Below are 14830 nucleotides of genomic sequence, written 5' to 3'. Positions count from 1 at the left end.
CTCCACGGGGTCGCTCGGTCACGGCCCCGGTCGAAGGCGGACGGTCAGAGGCTCCCGCAGCCGCAGGATCGCCGTACGACCAATTCGGGGCGGACTTTCACTTCACCGGTCGGCCGCTCGCCGACGGCCATGGCGTTGTGCAGCGTCTCGGCCGCCAGTTCCCCCAGGTGCTGCGGGTGCACGGACACGCTGGTCAGCGGTGGCTCCCAGAAGTCGGCGACCGCCAGATCGTCGAATCCGATGACGCGCACCTCGGCCAGCCGGCCCGGCGCGAGGTCCCGCAGCACACGGTAGAGTCCGAACGCGATGGTGTCGCTGTGACAGATGATGCCGTCGGGAAATTCCTCCCGTTCCAGCAGCAGGCGTCCAAGTTCCCGTCCGCCCTCGGCGCTGGTCGCACCGGGCAGGTCCGCCACGATCCGAACGTCCGGGCCCGCCTGTGCGATCCTCCGGCGGAATCCCGCCACGCGGTCCTTTCGCGCGACCGCGTTCTCCGGACCGCCGAGGTACGCCATCCGGGTGGCGCCGTGCTCGATGAGATGGCCGGCCGCCAGCTCACCGCCCAGGAGATCGTCCGGTCCCAGATAGGGCGCCGCCTCGCCGGGCAGGTACCGCGTGGTCAGCAGGTACGGCACGCGCAGCCGGTCCAGCCGGTCCAGCAGTCCGGCGTCGCTACCCTGCGCGGGGACCAGTACCAGGCCGTCGATCTGGCGCTCCAGCAATGTGGTCAGCAACCGGTCCTGCCGGGCCACCGCGTCGAAGGTGTTCGACACCATCGTCACCAGAGCATGGCGCTCCAGCGCCCGCTCGAGACCGAGGGCCATCTCCGCGAAGAAGGGGTGGGTGATGTCGGTGACGAGCAGCCCCACCGCCTCGCTGCGCTGGAGGCGCAGCGAGGCGGCACCCCGGTGGTAGACATACCCCAGCCGTTCCATGGATGTCGTGACCTTCCGGCGGGTGGCGTCCGAGAGACGGCCGCCGCCCCTCAGCACCAGTGAGGCCGTCGACCGCGACACCCCCGCGTCCGCCGCCACATCCGCCAGCGTCACGCGGCTCCCCGACGGCATTTCGGCCTCCTCACACGGACTGCGACGTTCTGGTCACGCTACCCGTGCAGGGTATCGGACACCGGATCTCGCTCCACCATGCGTGCGGCGCCGGGGCTGGCAGATCGACGTCGGGGATTCTCGGGTCCTCGGACGAGGGGAAGACGTCGGCAGTGTCCGCGAGCCAGCGCAGCACCCTGCAGGTCAGCCTTCCGGTCGTACGGGAAGGGCGCGCGCTCCAGTTGCTGTTCCTCTCGACTGCGAACCCGCCCTCGGCGAAAGCATAGCTGCGGTGCGGGGCGGACGGATCGAGCGCCAGCGGGACCAGGCTGCGGCCGAAATGCCGATGAGGTGCCCGGACGCCGACGTGCTGCACCACACCCGCCGCACCGGCGACGCAGCGATCGCGATCGAGGACCTCGATTTTTCGGACGACACACCAGTCAGGAACGGCACGGCCGGAACAAGCGCTTCCGGCGGCTGCTCTCCCGTTTCTCGACCGCGAAGCTCAAGGCGAGGCTGGTGTCGATGGCCGCCGAGCAGGGCATCACGATCGTCGCCGTCGACCCCGCCTACACCTCTACGGGGTGCCCAGCACTGGCAGAAACCGCTGGCCACCACAACCCGCACGACCACGCGTCACGAAGTGGCAGCCGTGGCGATCGGAATGCGCGCCTTCGGGCACCCGATCAGGCGACGGACGGCACCACCCCCACCACACCAGAGCGATGTGGTGGGGCATCGGACCACCCAGGCCAGGCCGGATACCCGAGGGCGTGAGGAGACCCGCCCCTGCATCCCCGGACCACGATCACGAGTCGTGCCGCCCGGACGTGGAGTGAAAGCGGGCGACCAGGGGGTACCTCCCAGCGGTAGCTGGGGGAGTGTCCAGCACCGTTCGGGACACGCGGCTGAGCACGAGTCCTGGTACCACGCCCTCACTCCCGCTCAGTCCATAGGAACGGTTCAGTGAGTACGAGGGGGGAGCGGGCGCCAGGAGTCGGCGGCGGTCGCGGCGAACGCGAGTGGTCCGAGGACGATCAGCAGGAGGACGGGGGACATGGTCAGCAGGACGGCGGCGGCGGCCGTGGACCCGGCCAGCAGTACGAGGGCGAGCGGCTGTCCCGGCACCGACCGGAACGCCGCCGCGAGCACGGTGCGCCAGCGCAGCCCGTCCCGCCAGGCCGCGGCACACCGCAGCCCCAGGGCGGCGAGCGCGGCTGTCGCGACGGCGAAGGCCACACCGGCGCCCGACCCATGGGCATCCAGGGCGAGTGTGTCCAGCCACAGCAGGGCCAGCGCCCCGGTGGGCGCGAGCCAGACGGCGGGGCCCGAACGCAGCACCCGGTACATCGCCGCCAGGAAGTGACGTGGCGCTACTCCTGCTCCCCCGTGTGCCTGCTCGCGCAGGACCGTGCAGCCGGCCACCAGCGCGGGGTAGGCGGTGACCACCGGGAGCGAGGCGAGCAGCAGGAACACACCGAGCAGCAGGCAGTCGGCGAACGGAGCGAACCAGGTACGGCGCACGTGCCCGCCCCCTATCCCTTGAGCCCGGAGGTGTGCACGCCCTCGACCAGCAGACGCTGGAAGGCGAGGAAGAACAGCAGAACGGGTACGAGCGTGAGCACCGACATCGCGAACATCGGCCCGAACGCGGAGCCGCCCGACTGGTCGACGAACATCCGCAAGCCCAGCTGGAGCGTGTAGTCCTGCGGGTCGGCGAGGTACATGAGCTGGGAGAGGAAGTCGTTCCAGCTCCAGATGAACGAGAAGATCGTCGTGGTGACCAGGGCCGGTTTGAGCAGCGGCATGATGACGTACCCGAAGGTGCGGTACGGCCCGCAGCCGTCGATGACCGCCGCCTCATCCAGTTCGCGCGGCAGCGAGCGGATGAACTGGACGATCAGGAAGACGAAGAACGCCTCGGTGGCCAGGAACTTCGGCAGGATCAGCGGCAGGAAGGTGCCGACCATGCCGAGCTTCTGGAAGATGATGTACTGCGGGATCAGCACGACGTGCATCGGCAGCATCAGCGTGCCGATCATCACCGCGAAGTAGAGGCCGCGGCCCCGGAAGCGGAGCCTGGCGAAGGCGTACGCGGCCAGGGAGCAGGACAGCACGTTGCCGATGACCGCGCCGGTGGAGATGAGCAGCGAGTTGCCGAAGAGCCGCCACAGGGCGATGCCGCTGATGCCCTCGGCGGCCTGGGTGTAGTTGCCCGGGGTGAAGACCTTCGGGATCGGGCTCAGATTCGAGATGATCTCGGTGCCGGACTTCACCGACGCGGTGACCAGCCACAACACCGGGTAGAGCAGCACGAGTCCGAGCACCACGCAGACGATGTGCCACACCGCGGAGCGCAGCGGTGGATCGGCGGTGGTGGCGGGAGCGGTGGCGGGGGCCGGGGACGGCGCGGTCGTCATGACGCCTCCTCCTGTCCGTAGAAGACCCACAGCCGGGAGCTGCGGAAGACGAGGAACGTGACCAGTGCGATGACGGCCAGCAGGACCCACGCCATCGCGGAGGCGTATCCCATGTGGAAGTTGGTGAATGCCTGTTGGTACAGGTACAGCGAGTAGAAGAGCGTCGAGTCCGACGGGCCGCCGGTGCCGTCGCTGACGACGAACGCGGAGGTGAAGGATTGGAAGGACTGGATGATCTCCAGGACCAGGTTGAAGAAGAGGACGGGCGTCAGCATCGGCAGGGTGATGGAGAAGAAGGTACGGATCCGGCTCGCTCCATCGATCGAGGACGCCTCGTACAGCTCCTTCGGGATCTGCTTCAGCCCGGCCAGAAAGATCACCATGGGCGCGCCGAACTGCCAGATGGTGAGCATGATGAGCGGATACAGAGCGTAGTCCGGATTGTCGGTGAAACCGCCGATGTCGAGGCCGAAGAACGCCAGGGAACGGTCGGTGAGACCGCCGGTGGCGAACAGCGACCGCCACACCAGGGCGACACTGACGCTCGCGCCGAGCAGTGACGGAGCGTAGAAAGCGGCGCGGTACAGGCCGACTCCACGGCGGGCGCGGTTCAGCAGCAGCGCCACGGCGAGGGCGGCCGCGAGCTTGAGAGGGGCACCTATGAGGACGAACTTCAGGGTGACCCCCACCGAAGTGAGGAACCGGTCGTCCTCCAGCATGTAGCGGTAGTTGGCCAGCCCCACCCAGTTCGGCTTCGAGAAGAGGTCGTAGTCGGTGAACGACAGATAGAGCGAGGCGAGCATCGGGCCGAGGGTTAGGACGACCGCGCCGATCAGCCAGGGCGCCAGGAAGACGTGTGCCGACAGCACCGTTGAACGGCGGCGGCGCCGCACCTCGGGAACGGCGTCGGTGAGGTCGCCGCCGGGGCGGGGAATGGGACGGGGTGGCGCGGTCGCCTGGGCCACCGTCGGTGTCGTTCTGCTGAGGAATGCTGGTCGTTGAGCCATCTTCGTTCTTTCTTCGATCGGTGCTGTCTCGGGCAGACCGCGCAAGGGTGTCGATACGTATCGACAGCACATGGCCGACGGCCGTGTGGAGCGGGCGCCCGCGCAGCGGCGCGGCCATACTCCTTGCGGCGGCGCCGCGGTGGTGGGTCTACCAGCGCGGCAGCGTCGGGTCGAAATCCGGCTCGACGGTCCTCATGTAGATCGTGTCGTGCCGGTGCTCGCGCCCCAGGCTCAGGTATGTCGCGTGCAGGCGGTCCAGCGCAGCGCGGTCGAGCTCCACCCCGAGCCCGGGGCCCTGGGGCACTGGCACGGCTCCGTCGACGAAGGACAGCGCGCCGGGCGCCACCACGTCGTCCTCGGCGTTCCACGGGTAGTGGGTGTCGCACGCGTGGTCCAGGTGCTCCGTGGCAGCGGCCACGTGGGTCATCGCCGCGAGACTGATTCCCAGGTGCGAGTTCGAGTGCATCGACAGTCCCCAGCCGACGGCCTTGCAGACGTCACCCAGCGCGGCGGTGCCCCGCAGCCCGCCCCAGAGGTGGTGGTCGGCGAGCACGATCCGCACGGCGCCGTGGTCGAGGGCGGGGCGCATGGTCTCCAGCGAGGTCACGCACATGTTCGTGGCGAGCGGGATCGAGGTCTGCGTGGCGAGGGCGCCCATGTCCTCGACCCCGGCCACCGGGTCCTCCAGGTATTCGAGGACTCCCTCGAGTTCGCGGGCCGCCGTGAGGGAGGTCTGAAGGGTCCACGCGGTGTTCGGGTCGATACGGAGCGGGTGTCCGGGGAACGCCGCGCGCAGCGCGTGGATGGCCGCGATCTCCTCGTCCGGCGGGAAGACCCCGCCCTTGAGCTTGAGCGAGCGGAAACCGTACCGGTCCACCATGCGCCGCGCCTGGGCGACGATGCCGTCCGGGTCCAGCGCGGCGCCCCACTCGTCCCCGATCGCTGGAGCGCCCTCCCGTTCCGGGTGCTGCTCCCACTTGTAGAAGAGGTACGCGCTGTAGGGCACGGCATCACGCACCCGGCCGCCCAGGAGATCGACGACCGGTACGCCCGACAGTTTGCCCTGTGCGTCCAGGCACGCGACCTCGATCGCCGCGTACACGCGCCGTACGTCGACGGCGGGCGCGGGGATCGGGGCGGGGCCGCGCGATTCGGGCGGGCTCGTGCGGTCGGCCCAGCGCCGCCACTGCGCATCGGGACCGTAGTCGACGCCGTCTGCCCGGCCGGCCAGCAGCGCGCCGACGACCCGGCCGACCGCGGCCGTATCGAAGACGTGGATGCCCGCCATGTGTGTACCGGCGAGGGTCAGCCAGTCGAGCTGCCAGGCATGGCCGGCGCATTCGCCGAGACCGGTCACCTCGCCGCCATGGCCGTCGTCCACGATCAGCTCGACGACCGCGCGCAGGGCGTGAGGCTGGTGTACTCCATCGGCGTTGAGCAGCGGGGGGTCGGAGAAGGCGATGGGAGTGACCCGCAATTCGCGGATGATCATGGCTCAGCCCTCCGGCACGGTCGTATGGAACTTTTCCATCATCTGGGCGGCCGCTGCCCGTACGCCCTGCTTGCCGAAGATCACGTCCTGGTAGACGCTCTTGAACGCCAGCTTGTCCTCGTCGGAGCCGGGCGGAGGCAGCGGAGACGAGGCGAAGTCCTTCTCGCATGCCTTGACGTAGTCGTAGATCATGCGGTTGTCCTTGCTGAAGCCGGGGGCAAGGCGAGTGAGGTTCGGCTCGTTCGGCGGGAGACCGCGGACCACACCGAGCGCGCGTCCCCCCTCGAGGTCGTTGAGCATGAAGTCGAGCAGCAGCGCGGCCTCCCGCTTGTGCGCGCAGCGCTGCTGTACGCACATCATCCCCGCGCCCGCGGTCAGGCCGAGCGGTGCCCCGGAGGACACGGTGGGGAACGGCACGGCGACGACCTCGCCGTATGCCTCGAAGTAGGGCGTGACCGAGGAGGTGAGCTTGAACTCGGCCGTGGAGATCTTCCGTACCAGCGGAGAGCTCTCGATCGAGCCGTCGTAAGAAGCGGTGATGTTGGGCGGGGTGAAGATGCCCTTGTCCCGCAGCCGCGACGTCAGCTCCCAGAACGCGGCGAGATCGGCCGTGGTGAAGCCGAGTGAGGTGTCGGCCTTGTAGATCGACTTGCCCCGCTGGGCGAGCCATACGTTGAAAGTCTCGCTGTAGCCGCCGAAGTCGGTGAGCGGGCTTCGGCCGGGTATGGCCCGCTTCAGGGTGGGGCCGACGTCGTCCAGGAGGTCGTCCCAGGTCCACCCCTTCTTCGGGAGGCCGACCCCGGCCTTGCGCCACAGGGTGGGATCGACGAACAGGGCCTGCGTCGTGAGCCCCGTCGGTACCGCGTACAGCTTGCCACCCAGGCGGTTGGCGTTCACATAGGCGGCGGGCACCTGGTCCAGGGAGAGGGCGGAGAACTCGGGGCCGTCGAGGTTCGCGAGCAGCCCGTAGTCGGCGTAGGACCGCATTTGGTAGTAGTCCATTTGCAGAATGTCGGGGCCGCCTCCTGCCGCCACTTGGGTGGCGAGCCGCTGGAAGTAGGCGGCGTACCCGGTGAAGGAGGTCGCCACCTTGATGTTCGGATGGCGGCGCTCGAAGATCCGCAGCGCCTTGGTGGTGGCCACATTGGCATCGTCGGGGCCCCACCACTGGAAGCCGAGCGTCACCGTGTCGTCGGCGGCGGCCTTTGGAGTGGCGCACCCTGCGGTGGCAGCGCCCAGACCCAGTGCGCCGAACGAAGCGAGCAAACGCCGGCGCGAGGGCGAGAACGGGGTGGGGGGACGGCATGTTGCGGACATCGCGGGCCTTCGCTCTGTGGATCGGGGGATAGCGGAGAACGACTGCAAACGTTTAAACGTTTTCACGCTGTTGCAGGCTGAGAGGCATCTTCGTTCTCTCTTCGGTCGGCGCTGTCTCGAACGGACCGCGCGGGGGTGTCGATGCGTATCGACAGCAATCAGATGTCATCCCCCTTGATGCGAACAGTGGGGATCAGTGGACAGGCAGGCTGGCCTGACGCACGGTCAGGCGTGGGATCACCGGTTCAATGGTCGAAGTGTTGGGCACGCTCTCGCGGTTCAGTGGTCGGAACAGGATCCTCATCACGGCGCGAGACGTCCCTGGGTTCCAGCGAGAGGTTGGTGACGGGGGTGTGGAGGTCTCGGCCGCCCGGTCCGTACACAATCCGATGACGGACAGACCGCGACCCGGAACCGTCCCTCGGTCCAGATCGAGCGGCGTCCGCTCATGACATAGGAGACCGTGCTCTGGGAGACGCCCGCCAACCGGGCCGCATCCCGGCTTTTCACCATGCGGGGCACCTCCCTCGGTGTCGATGCGTATCGACTGACTGGGACGCGACTGTAGGGACGGGCCGCACACCACGGCAAGTGTCGTGCAGGAAAAGTTGGGTGCAGTTCGTTTGAGTGAGGTGGCCGATCAGGGCGGTGACACCCAATGTGGGGGGACAAGCGGATCCAGGGCGATTCCTCAGACGCCTGCACATACCTCCGGCGCCCCGGAGGCAGACGACATCACGTGGCGGCAGTTCCCGCACGGCTGCTCGATCATCACGACGCGAGGCCCACCGGCTACGCCAGAGCGCCGACTCGAGCGACGAGGCCGACGACCGGCCAGTCCCGGTGCAGACCTCTGGCCAGGGCGGATGGCATTCTCGGCAAGCACACCGCCTCGACGGGGGCCTTGATCCAGGCGGGCAGGAGGACGCCGGTCTGCTGGGTGAGCATGTCGCCGAAGTCGCCGACCAGCCGGTGCCTGATGGCCGTTGTCAGACGCGGCATCCGGGCAGGCGCAGGGCTGAGGTGCTAGAGGATCTCGAAGTGCCTGAATCGTGGGGAGGCGACGGCGGGAAGCGGCGGGCGTCGAGGGTTGCGATCTTGGGAGTGTCCAGGCGCTCCGCCGCGGTCATGACGGAGGCGTCGGCGATACCGAGCGGAGGTCGTGGTAGCGGCCGCCGAGCTCGGCGCAACTTTTTCGTGCACGGCACTTGCCGTTGCGTGCGGCCCGTCCTTACAGTCTCGTCCCAGTCAGTCGATACGCATCGACACCGAGGGAGGTGCCCCGCATGGTGACAAGCCGGGATGTGGCCCGGTTGGCGGGCGTCTCCCAGAGCACGGTCTCCTATGTCATGAGCGGACGCCGCTCGATCTCCCCCGAGACCCGGCGTCGGGTCGAGGAGGCGATCCAGACGTTGGGGTTCCAGCCCAACGCGGGTGCACGGGCGCTGGCGAGTCAGCGCAGCAAATTCATCGGTCTGGTCGTGCCGTTCGCGCCGGGGGCCGATATGACGGCGGTGCTGCCCTTCATCGAGACGATCACCAAGTGCGCCCGGGAAGAGGACCACAACGTCATCCTGGCCACCGAGGACGAGGGCGCCGAGGGCCTCACCCGGCTCAGCGACCAGTCCCTGTGCGACGCGATCGTGCTGATGGAGGTCGGGGCGAAGGACCCGCGCATCCCTGTGGCGGCCGGGCTGAGCGTGCCCGTCATCCTGATCGGCGTGCCGGACGATCCCGCGGGCCTGTACTGCGTCGACATGGACTACACCCTGGCGGGGCGCATGGCGGTGGACGAGTTGGCCGCCTCCGCGCACGACCGCGTCGTCATGCTCGGTTACCCGCGTGACGTGATGGCGCGTGACGTCAATTTCGTCCGTCGTTTCCTGCGGGGAGCCGAGGACTCGGCCGCCACACACGGCATCGCCTACGCCGCGGTGAGACCGCCGGACACCACCCGTGCCGGGGCTGAGGCCGCCCTGGACCAGGTGCTCGCGGAACCCGAGCCCGGCGGCGGGAGAGGCCGGCTCGGCCTCGTCGTCCCCGATTACCAGTTGATCCAGCCGACGCTGCAGAGCCTGCTGGACCGCGGGCTGGTTCCGGGCCGCGACCTGTCCGTCATCGGACTGTGCACGGATCGGACGGCCGAGACCTCCACACCCCCCGTCACCAACATCTCGCTGGAACCCAGGGACGTCTCGCGCCGTGCGATGAGGATCCTGTTCCGGCTGCTGAACCGCGAGAGCGTGCCCACCCTTTCGACCATTGAACTGGTGACCCCGCGTCTGACCGTGCGTCAGACCAGCCTGCCTGTCCGCTGATCCTCAACTGTTCGCGTCAAGGGGGGTGACACCTGATTGCTGTCGATACGTATCGACACCCCCGCGCGGTCCGCCCGAGACAGCGCCGACCGAAGAGAGAACGAAGATGGCTCAACGACGAGAATTCCTCAGCAGAACGACACTGACGGTGGCCCTGGCGCTCCTGGCGCCGCTCTCCCTGAGCGCCTGTGGCTCGAATGCCGGATCGTCCGGCGGTGCCGGCACGCTGCGGGTGATGGACTCCTACGTCGATCAGCCCGACAAGCAGGTCTACGCGAAGGTCCTGGACGCGTGCGGGCAGCGGAACGGAGTGAAGATCGAGCGAGAGGCCGTACCCGGCGCCTCCCTCATCTCCAAGGTGCTGCAGCAGGCGTCGTCGCGGACACTGCCGGACGTGCTGATGCTCGACAACCCCGACCTGCAGCAGATCGCCGCCGCCGGCGCCCTCGCTCCGCTCGGTGACTTCGGCCTGTCGGCGGACGGATACGCCAAGGGAGTGGTGGACGCCTCCACCTACCAGGGCAAGCTGTACGGCCTGCAGCCGGTGACCAACACGGTCGGCCTGTTCTACAACAAGGACATACTGGACCGGGCGGGGATCAAGCCGCCCGCTACGTGGGACGAGCTCAAGTCGGCCGCCAAGAAGCTCACGTCGGGCAAGAGGTACGGCATCGCCTTCTCCGCACCGGCCACCCGCGAGGGAACGTGGCAGTTCCTGCCGTTCATGTGGTCCAACGGCGGCGATGAGAAGAACATAGCCACCCCCGAGGTTGCGCAGGCCCTTCAGTTGTGGGTGGACCTTGTCAAGAACGGGTCCGCCTCGAAGTCGGTGGTCAACTGGGGCCAGGCCGACGTCAATGACCAATTCAAAGCGGGCAACGCGGCCATGATGATCAACGGCCCCTGGCAGTTCCCGGTCCTGGACAAGGAGAAGAGTCTGCACTACGGCGTCGTGCAGATTCCGGTACGCAAGGCCGGCGGCCCCCCGGTCGTCCCTCTGGGCGGTGAGACATGGACGGTCCCGCGGACCGGCAACGCGGAGCGCCAGGCCAAGGCGGCCAAGGTCGTCGCGTGCCTCAACTCCGACAAGAACCATTTGTCGCTGGCCTCGCAGCGCCAGACCGTGCCGACGAAGACCGTGCTGATGGACAAGTTTGCCGCAGAACAGCCCAAGATGAAGGCGTTCATCCAACAGGTGCGTGACGCCCGGGCCCGCACCGGTGAGTTGGGCAAGGACTGGCCGAAGGCCGCTACCAGGATCTACACCGCGATCCAGACCGCGCTCACCCAGGGCGCGACTCCGGCGCAGGCATTGAAGCGGGCACAGGATGGCTGATGCACGGCGGGCGGCCCGGGCCGTGGGCAATGCCTCCGCCCTCACCCGCCGCGGACTGCCCCGGAACGACAAGCACCCCGTAGGCCCTGAGGCCGTGCGGCAGGCGGCGCCCAAGTCCCCTGCCCCGCCCGGCAGAACACCCTGGAAGCGATCCTGGTGGCGGTCCAGGCGCGGCCGACAGCACTCGTCCCTCCTTCTGTTCCTGATTCCGGCCCTGGCCTACATGGTGGCCTTCTTCGGCTACCCGGTGGTGAAGAACGTCGTCATGGGGTTCCAGCACTACACGACGGCCACCTTCTACACCGGCCAGGCGCCATGGGCCGGGTTCGCCAACTACACGGCGGTCGTGTCTTCCGCCGTCTTCGACAAGGCACTCCTCAACACGGTGCTGTTCACCGTGGGTTCGATCGCGGGGCAGTTCCTCACCGGCCTGGCGATCGCGCTGTTCTTCCGCCGCAGGTTCCCGCTGAACGGTGTCATGCGCTCCCTGCTACTGCTGCCGTGGCTGGTGCCGCTGATCGTCTCCAGCGCGGTGTGGCGCTGGATCCTCGACCAGGACAACGGCGTGCTCAACCGGTTCCTCGGTGCCCTGCACCTGGTACAGGACCGTCCCGGCTGGCTGACCAGCACCTCGCTGGCGCTGATCGCGGTGATCATGGTCAACATCTGGATCGGGATCCCCTTCAACGTCGCGATCCTCTACGGAGGACTGCAGGACATCCCCGAGGAGCTGTACGAGGCGGCGGCCTTGGACGGGGCGACGGGCTGGCGGGCGTTCCGGCACGTGACCTGGCCCCTGCTGCGCCCCGTGGTCAGCGTGGTGCTCGTCCTCGGCGTGGTCTATACGGTCAAGGTGCTCGACGTGATCCTCGGGCTCACCAACGGCGGCCCGGCGAACGCGACGCAGACCATCGCCAGCCAGTCCTACCAACTCTCCTTCCAGCAGTTCGACTTCGGGCAGGGCGCCGCGCTCGGCAACATCCTCATCGGCATCTCGCTGGTCTTCGCCGTCCTCTACCTGCGTGCGAACCGGCGCACCGTCGAGCAGTGAGGCCGTCATGTCATCCATCACGCACACATCTGTCCACCGGCGGCACTCTCGGCGGCCGTGGGGGCACACCGCAGTCGGCGCGCTGATCCTTGCCGTGATGCTGTTCCCGGTCTACTGGATGGTCAACGTCTCCCTCCAGCCGGCCAACACCGCTGTGAGCACGCCCTGGTTCCCCACGCGACTGAACCTCGACGGCTACGCCACCGCGCTGAGCCAACAGGGGCCCAACCTCCTGACCAGCCTGATCGTGTCAGTGGGAAGTGTGGTGTTCAGCCTGATCGTCGCGAGCCCGGCCGCGTACGCACTCGCCCGCGTCAAAGCGCGCTGGGTCGGCCCGGTGCTGTTCGGGATCCTGATCAGCCAAATGATCCCCGGCATCGTCGTGGCCAACGCCCTCTACAGCGCGTACAACGACCTCGGGCTGCTCAACTCGATCACCGGACTGATCCTGGCCGACTCACACAACGGCATCCCCTTCGCGATCCTCATCTTGCGGGCCTTCATGGGCAGCATCCCGTCCTCGGTGGTCGAGGCGGCCCGGGTGGACGGGGCGGGCAATGTCCGGGCGTTCGTCTCGATCGTCCTGCCGATGAGCAGGAACGCCCTCATCACGGCGGGGCTGTTCACCTTCCTGTTCACCTGGAGCGACTTCCTCTTCGCGCTGACCCTGACGACGACCGAGGCCGTCCGCCCCGTCACGCTCGGCCTCTACCAGTACCTCGGCATCCACACGAGCGACTGGAACGCGGTGATGGCCACCGCAACCCTCGCCTCGGTCCCGGCTCTCGTGCTGCTCCTGGTGGCACAGCGCTATATCGGCGCCGGCGTGACCGGCGGAGCCGTTAAATGACCCGCCCTCCGGGCGACTTCGGAGAAAGGCAGAACACCACTGTGACCATGTCTTCCGCACAGCCCTCGGCCCCGATCCACGTGACCGTGTGGGGCGAGAACCGCCACGAGAAGATCGAGGAGCACGTGGCGGAGATCTACCCACAGGGCATGCACACCACGATCGCCGAGGGCATCAAGGAGAACCTCGGCGACGCCTGCACCGTCCGCACGGCGACGCTGGACGACCCCGAGCACGGCCTGACCGAGGAGGTGCTCGCCGGGACCGATGTCCTCACCTGGTGGGGACACGCCGCCCATGCCGAGGTATCCGACGAGGTCGTGGAACGGGTGCACCGGCACGTGCTGTCGGGCATGGGCCTGGTGGTGCTCCACTCCGGCCACTGGTCGAAGATCTTCGTCAAGCTCATGGGCACCAGCTGCACCCTGCGGTGGCGCAACGAGCACGACCGCGAGCTGGTGTGGACGGTGAATCCCACGCACCCGATCGCCCAGGGAGTCCCGCATCCGCTCATCGTCGACGAGGACGAGATGTACGGCGAGTTCTTCGACATCCCCGTACCGGACGAGCTGGTATTCGTCAGCTCGTTCACGGGCGGTGAGGTGATGCGCAGCGGCTGCACGTTCCGCCGCGGCCACGGCAGGATCTTCTACTTCAGCCCCGGCGACCAGGACTACCCGGTCTACCACAACAAGGACATTCGCCGGGTGATCGCCAACGGCGTGCAGTGGGCTCGCACGGACCGGCCTGAGCGTGGCTACCCGGAGCTGCTGCGCTACGACACCGACGACTTCTTCGACGGCAGGTCCTACACGGGGCCGCTTCGATGACCCACCGGACGATTCCCTGCGGGCCCGAGAACCCCCTGCGCGTGGTGGTGGTCGGTGCCGGCTCCATGGGACAGCGGTGGCTGGCCACCGTCACCGCCACGCCCGAGACCGAGCTCGTCGGCATCGTCGACCTCGATCTGGACGCCGCCCGCCGATCCGCCGCCGGCCTGGGGCGGCCGGACCTTCCGGTCGGCTCCGACGCCGTCGCGCTCGCGGCCGACACCGGCGCCCAGGCATGCGTCAACGTGACGGTTCCGGTGGCGCACCACCCCATCACCACCGCCGCGCTGTTCGCCGGGCTGCCCGTCCTCGGCGAGAAGCCGAGCGCGGACACCCTGGCCCGCTCCCTGTCCCTCGCGGCCGCGTCCGAGGTGAGCGGCGAGTTGTTCATGGTGAGCCAGTCACGGCGCTGGAACCCCCAACTGTTCGCCCTGCACGGGATGCTGGGGGAACTCGGTGCGATCGGCACGCTGACGACCGAGTTCTTCAAGGCTCCGCGCTTCGGCGGCTTCCGCGAGGAGATGGCGTACCCGCTGCTGATCGACATGGCGATCCACGCCTTCGACTCGGCCCGATTCCTGCTCGGCGCGGACCCGGTCTCCGCCTACTGCCAGGCGTACAACCCGCCGTGGAGCTGGTACGACGGCGACGCCGCCGCGAGCGCCGTCTTCGAGATGGAGGGCGGAACACGCTACGCGTACAACGGCAGTTGGTGCAGTCCGGGCGCCGAGACGTCGTGGAACGGCACGTGGCGGGCGAGCGGCGAGAAGGGTTCGGCGCTGTGGGACGGCGACAACGAGCCCATGCTCGTCGCCGACGTAGAACCGGCTGAGCGGCCCCGCTCCCCGTACTCCGACATCGGAGGAGCGTTGTGGGCCTTCGTCGAGTCGCTGCGGACGGGCAGCACACCCATGGGCGAGGTGCACGAGAACACCATGAGCCTGGCGATGGTCGAGGCGGCGGTGCAGTCGGCCCGGACCGGACAGCGCGTGCTCGTCGACGACGTGCTCGATCAGGCGTACGCGGCGGCCCTGCGCGAGGAAACCCGCGCCGACGTACGTGCCGCCCTTACTGGCTGGCCGTCGGTTCGCGGTGCCCTCGTCCCGCAGCACCAGCCACCGCCCGCCGCGGCTTCAGCCTGACGCCCTACCGAGAGGGGA

General features: G+C 68.3%; 14 protein-coding genes and 1 pseudogene. 7 read left to right on the top strand and 8 right to left on the bottom strand.

The window, feature by feature from the left end; all coding sequences use genetic code 11:
• Window positions 1-44: 44 nt before the first annotated feature.
• Entirely contained in the window at window positions 45-1067 is a 1023-nt protein-coding gene (locus tag ACFV9T_RS04000) for a LacI family DNA-binding transcriptional regulator (protein WP_385436501.1), read from the bottom strand.
• Window positions 1068-1413: 346 nt separating this feature from the next.
• Here ACFV9T_RS04000 and ACFV9T_RS03995 point away from each other — a divergent pair.
• Window positions 1414-2019, top strand: a pseudogene (locus tag ACFV9T_RS03995) (IS200/IS605 family accessory protein TnpB-related protein); the annotation flags it as partial.
• On the opposite strand, the gene ACFV9T_RS03990 reads toward ACFV9T_RS03995, so the two are convergent.
• The 7 genes from ACFV9T_RS03990 to ACFV9T_RS03960 all read right to left on the bottom strand — a co-directional run bounded on the left by ACFV9T_RS03990 (window position 2013) and on the right by ACFV9T_RS03960 (window position 8287).
• Window positions 2013-2573: a hypothetical protein gene (locus ACFV9T_RS03990; RefSeq protein WP_385436500.1), complete on the bottom strand. Its 561-nt coding sequence runs from the start codon at window positions 2571-2573 to the stop codon at window positions 2013-2015. The pseudogene ACFV9T_RS03995 and the gene ACFV9T_RS03990 overlap by 7 nt on opposite strands.
• Window positions 2574-2584: 11 nt before the next feature.
• Window positions 2585-3469: a carbohydrate ABC transporter permease gene (locus ACFV9T_RS03985; RefSeq protein WP_385436499.1), complete on the bottom strand. Its 885-nt coding sequence runs from the start codon at window positions 3467-3469 to the stop codon at window positions 2585-2587.
• Window positions 3466-4476, bottom strand: coding sequence for a carbohydrate ABC transporter permease (locus tag ACFV9T_RS03980; protein ID WP_385436498.1), 1011 nt, complete (start codon window positions 4474-4476; stop codon window positions 3466-3468). The genes ACFV9T_RS03985 and ACFV9T_RS03980 overlap by 4 nt, the downstream gene beginning before the upstream one ends.
• 148 nt (window positions 4477-4624) lie before the next feature.
• Window positions 4625-5968, bottom strand: coding sequence for an enolase C-terminal domain-like protein (locus ACFV9T_RS03975; protein ID WP_385436497.1), 1344 nt, complete (start codon window positions 5966-5968; stop codon window positions 4625-4627).
• Window positions 5969-5971: 3 nt separating this feature from the next.
• Window positions 5972-7234, bottom strand: coding sequence for an ABC transporter substrate-binding protein (locus ACFV9T_RS03970; RefSeq protein WP_385436496.1), 1263 nt, complete (start codon window positions 7232-7234; stop codon window positions 5972-5974).
• Between the two features lie 354 nt (window positions 7235-7588).
• Entirely contained in the window at window positions 7589-7798 is a 210-nt protein-coding gene (locus ACFV9T_RS03965; protein ID WP_385436495.1) for a LacI family DNA-binding transcriptional regulator, read from the bottom strand.
• Window positions 7799-8077: 279 nt separating this feature from the next.
• Window positions 8078-8287: a hypothetical protein gene (locus tag ACFV9T_RS03960; protein WP_385436494.1), complete on the bottom strand. Its 210-nt coding sequence runs from the start codon at window positions 8285-8287 to the stop codon at window positions 8078-8080.
• A gap of 275 nt (window positions 8288-8562) precedes the next feature.
• On the opposite strand from ACFV9T_RS03960, the gene ACFV9T_RS03955 reads away from it, so the two are divergent.
• From ACFV9T_RS03955 to ACFV9T_RS03930, 6 genes are all read left to right on the top strand, one after another.
• Complete coding sequence (locus ACFV9T_RS03955; protein ID WP_385436493.1) at window positions 8563-9603, top strand: LacI family DNA-binding transcriptional regulator; 1041 nt, start codon at window positions 8563-8565, stop codon at window positions 9601-9603.
• 106 nt (window positions 9604-9709) lie between these two features.
• Window positions 9710-10939, top strand: coding sequence for an extracellular solute-binding protein (locus tag ACFV9T_RS03950; protein WP_385436492.1), 1230 nt, complete (start codon window positions 9710-9712; stop codon window positions 10937-10939).
• Window positions 10932-11990, top strand: a complete 1059-nt coding sequence (locus ACFV9T_RS03945; protein ID WP_385436491.1) for a carbohydrate ABC transporter permease — start codon at window positions 10932-10934, stop codon at window positions 11988-11990. The genes ACFV9T_RS03950 and ACFV9T_RS03945 overlap by 8 nt, the downstream gene beginning before the upstream one ends.
• 7 nt (window positions 11991-11997) lie before the next feature.
• Window positions 11998-12840 carry a carbohydrate ABC transporter permease gene (locus tag ACFV9T_RS03940; protein ID WP_385436490.1) on the top strand — a complete coding sequence of 281 codons (843 nt, stop codon included), beginning with the start codon at window positions 11998-12000 and terminating at the stop codon, window positions 12838-12840.
• A gap of 47 nt (window positions 12841-12887) precedes the next feature.
• Entirely contained in the window at window positions 12888-13670 is a 783-nt protein-coding gene (locus ACFV9T_RS03935; RefSeq protein ID WP_385436489.1) for a ThuA domain-containing protein, read from the top strand.
• Window positions 13667-14812 carry a Gfo/Idh/MocA family protein gene (locus ACFV9T_RS03930; protein WP_385436488.1) on the top strand — a complete coding sequence of 382 codons (1146 nt, stop codon included), beginning with the start codon at window positions 13667-13669 and terminating at the stop codon, window positions 14810-14812. The genes ACFV9T_RS03935 and ACFV9T_RS03930 overlap by 4 nt, the downstream gene beginning before the upstream one ends.
• Window positions 14813-14830 lie beyond the last annotated feature (18 nt).

This window comes from Streptomyces sp. NPDC059850 (genome assembly GCF_042731515.1).
Taxonomy (GTDB): domain Bacteria; phylum Actinomycetota; class Actinomycetes; order Streptomycetales; family Streptomycetaceae; genus Streptomyces.
Note: the sequence above shows the minus strand (reverse complement) of the source record. Positions and strands in the feature narration are given on the sequence as shown.

Coding starts and splice junctions, on each gene's coding strand:
- ACFV9T_RS04000 (WP_385436501.1), bottom strand. CDS start 1,067: ATGCCGTCGGGGAGCCGCGTGACGCTGGCGGATGTGGCGGCGGACGCG.
- ACFV9T_RS03985 (WP_385436499.1), bottom strand. CDS start 3,469: ATGACGACCGCGCCGTCCCCGGCCCCCGCCACCGCTCCCGCCACCACC.
- ACFV9T_RS03980 (WP_385436498.1), bottom strand. CDS start 4,476: ATGGCTCAACGACCAGCATTCCTCAGCAGAACGACACCGACGGTGGCC.
- ACFV9T_RS03975 (WP_385436497.1), bottom strand. CDS start 5,968: ATGATCATCCGCGAATTGCGGGTCACTCCCATCGCCTTCTCCGACCCC.
- ACFV9T_RS03965 (WP_385436495.1), bottom strand. CDS start 7,798: ATGGTGAAAAGCCGGGATGCGGCCCGGTTGGCGGGCGTCTCCCAGAGC.
- ACFV9T_RS03960 (WP_385436494.1), bottom strand. CDS start 8,287: ATGCCGCGTCTGACAACGGCCATCAGGCACCGGCTGGTCGGCGACTTC.
- ACFV9T_RS03950 (WP_385436492.1), top strand. CDS start 9,710: ATGGCTCAACGACGAGAATTCCTCAGCAGAACGACACTGACGGTGGCC.
- ACFV9T_RS03945 (WP_385436491.1), top strand. CDS start 10,932: ATGGCTGATGCACGGCGGGCGGCCCGGGCCGTGGGCAATGCCTCCGCC.
- ACFV9T_RS03940 (WP_385436490.1), top strand. CDS start 11,998: ATGTCATCCATCACGCACACATCTGTCCACCGGCGGCACTCTCGGCGG.
- ACFV9T_RS03935 (WP_385436489.1), top strand. CDS start 12,888: ATGTCTTCCGCACAGCCCTCGGCCCCGATCCACGTGACCGTGTGGGGC.
- ACFV9T_RS03930 (WP_385436488.1), top strand. CDS start 13,667: ATGACCCACCGGACGATTCCCTGCGGGCCCGAGAACCCCCTGCGCGTG.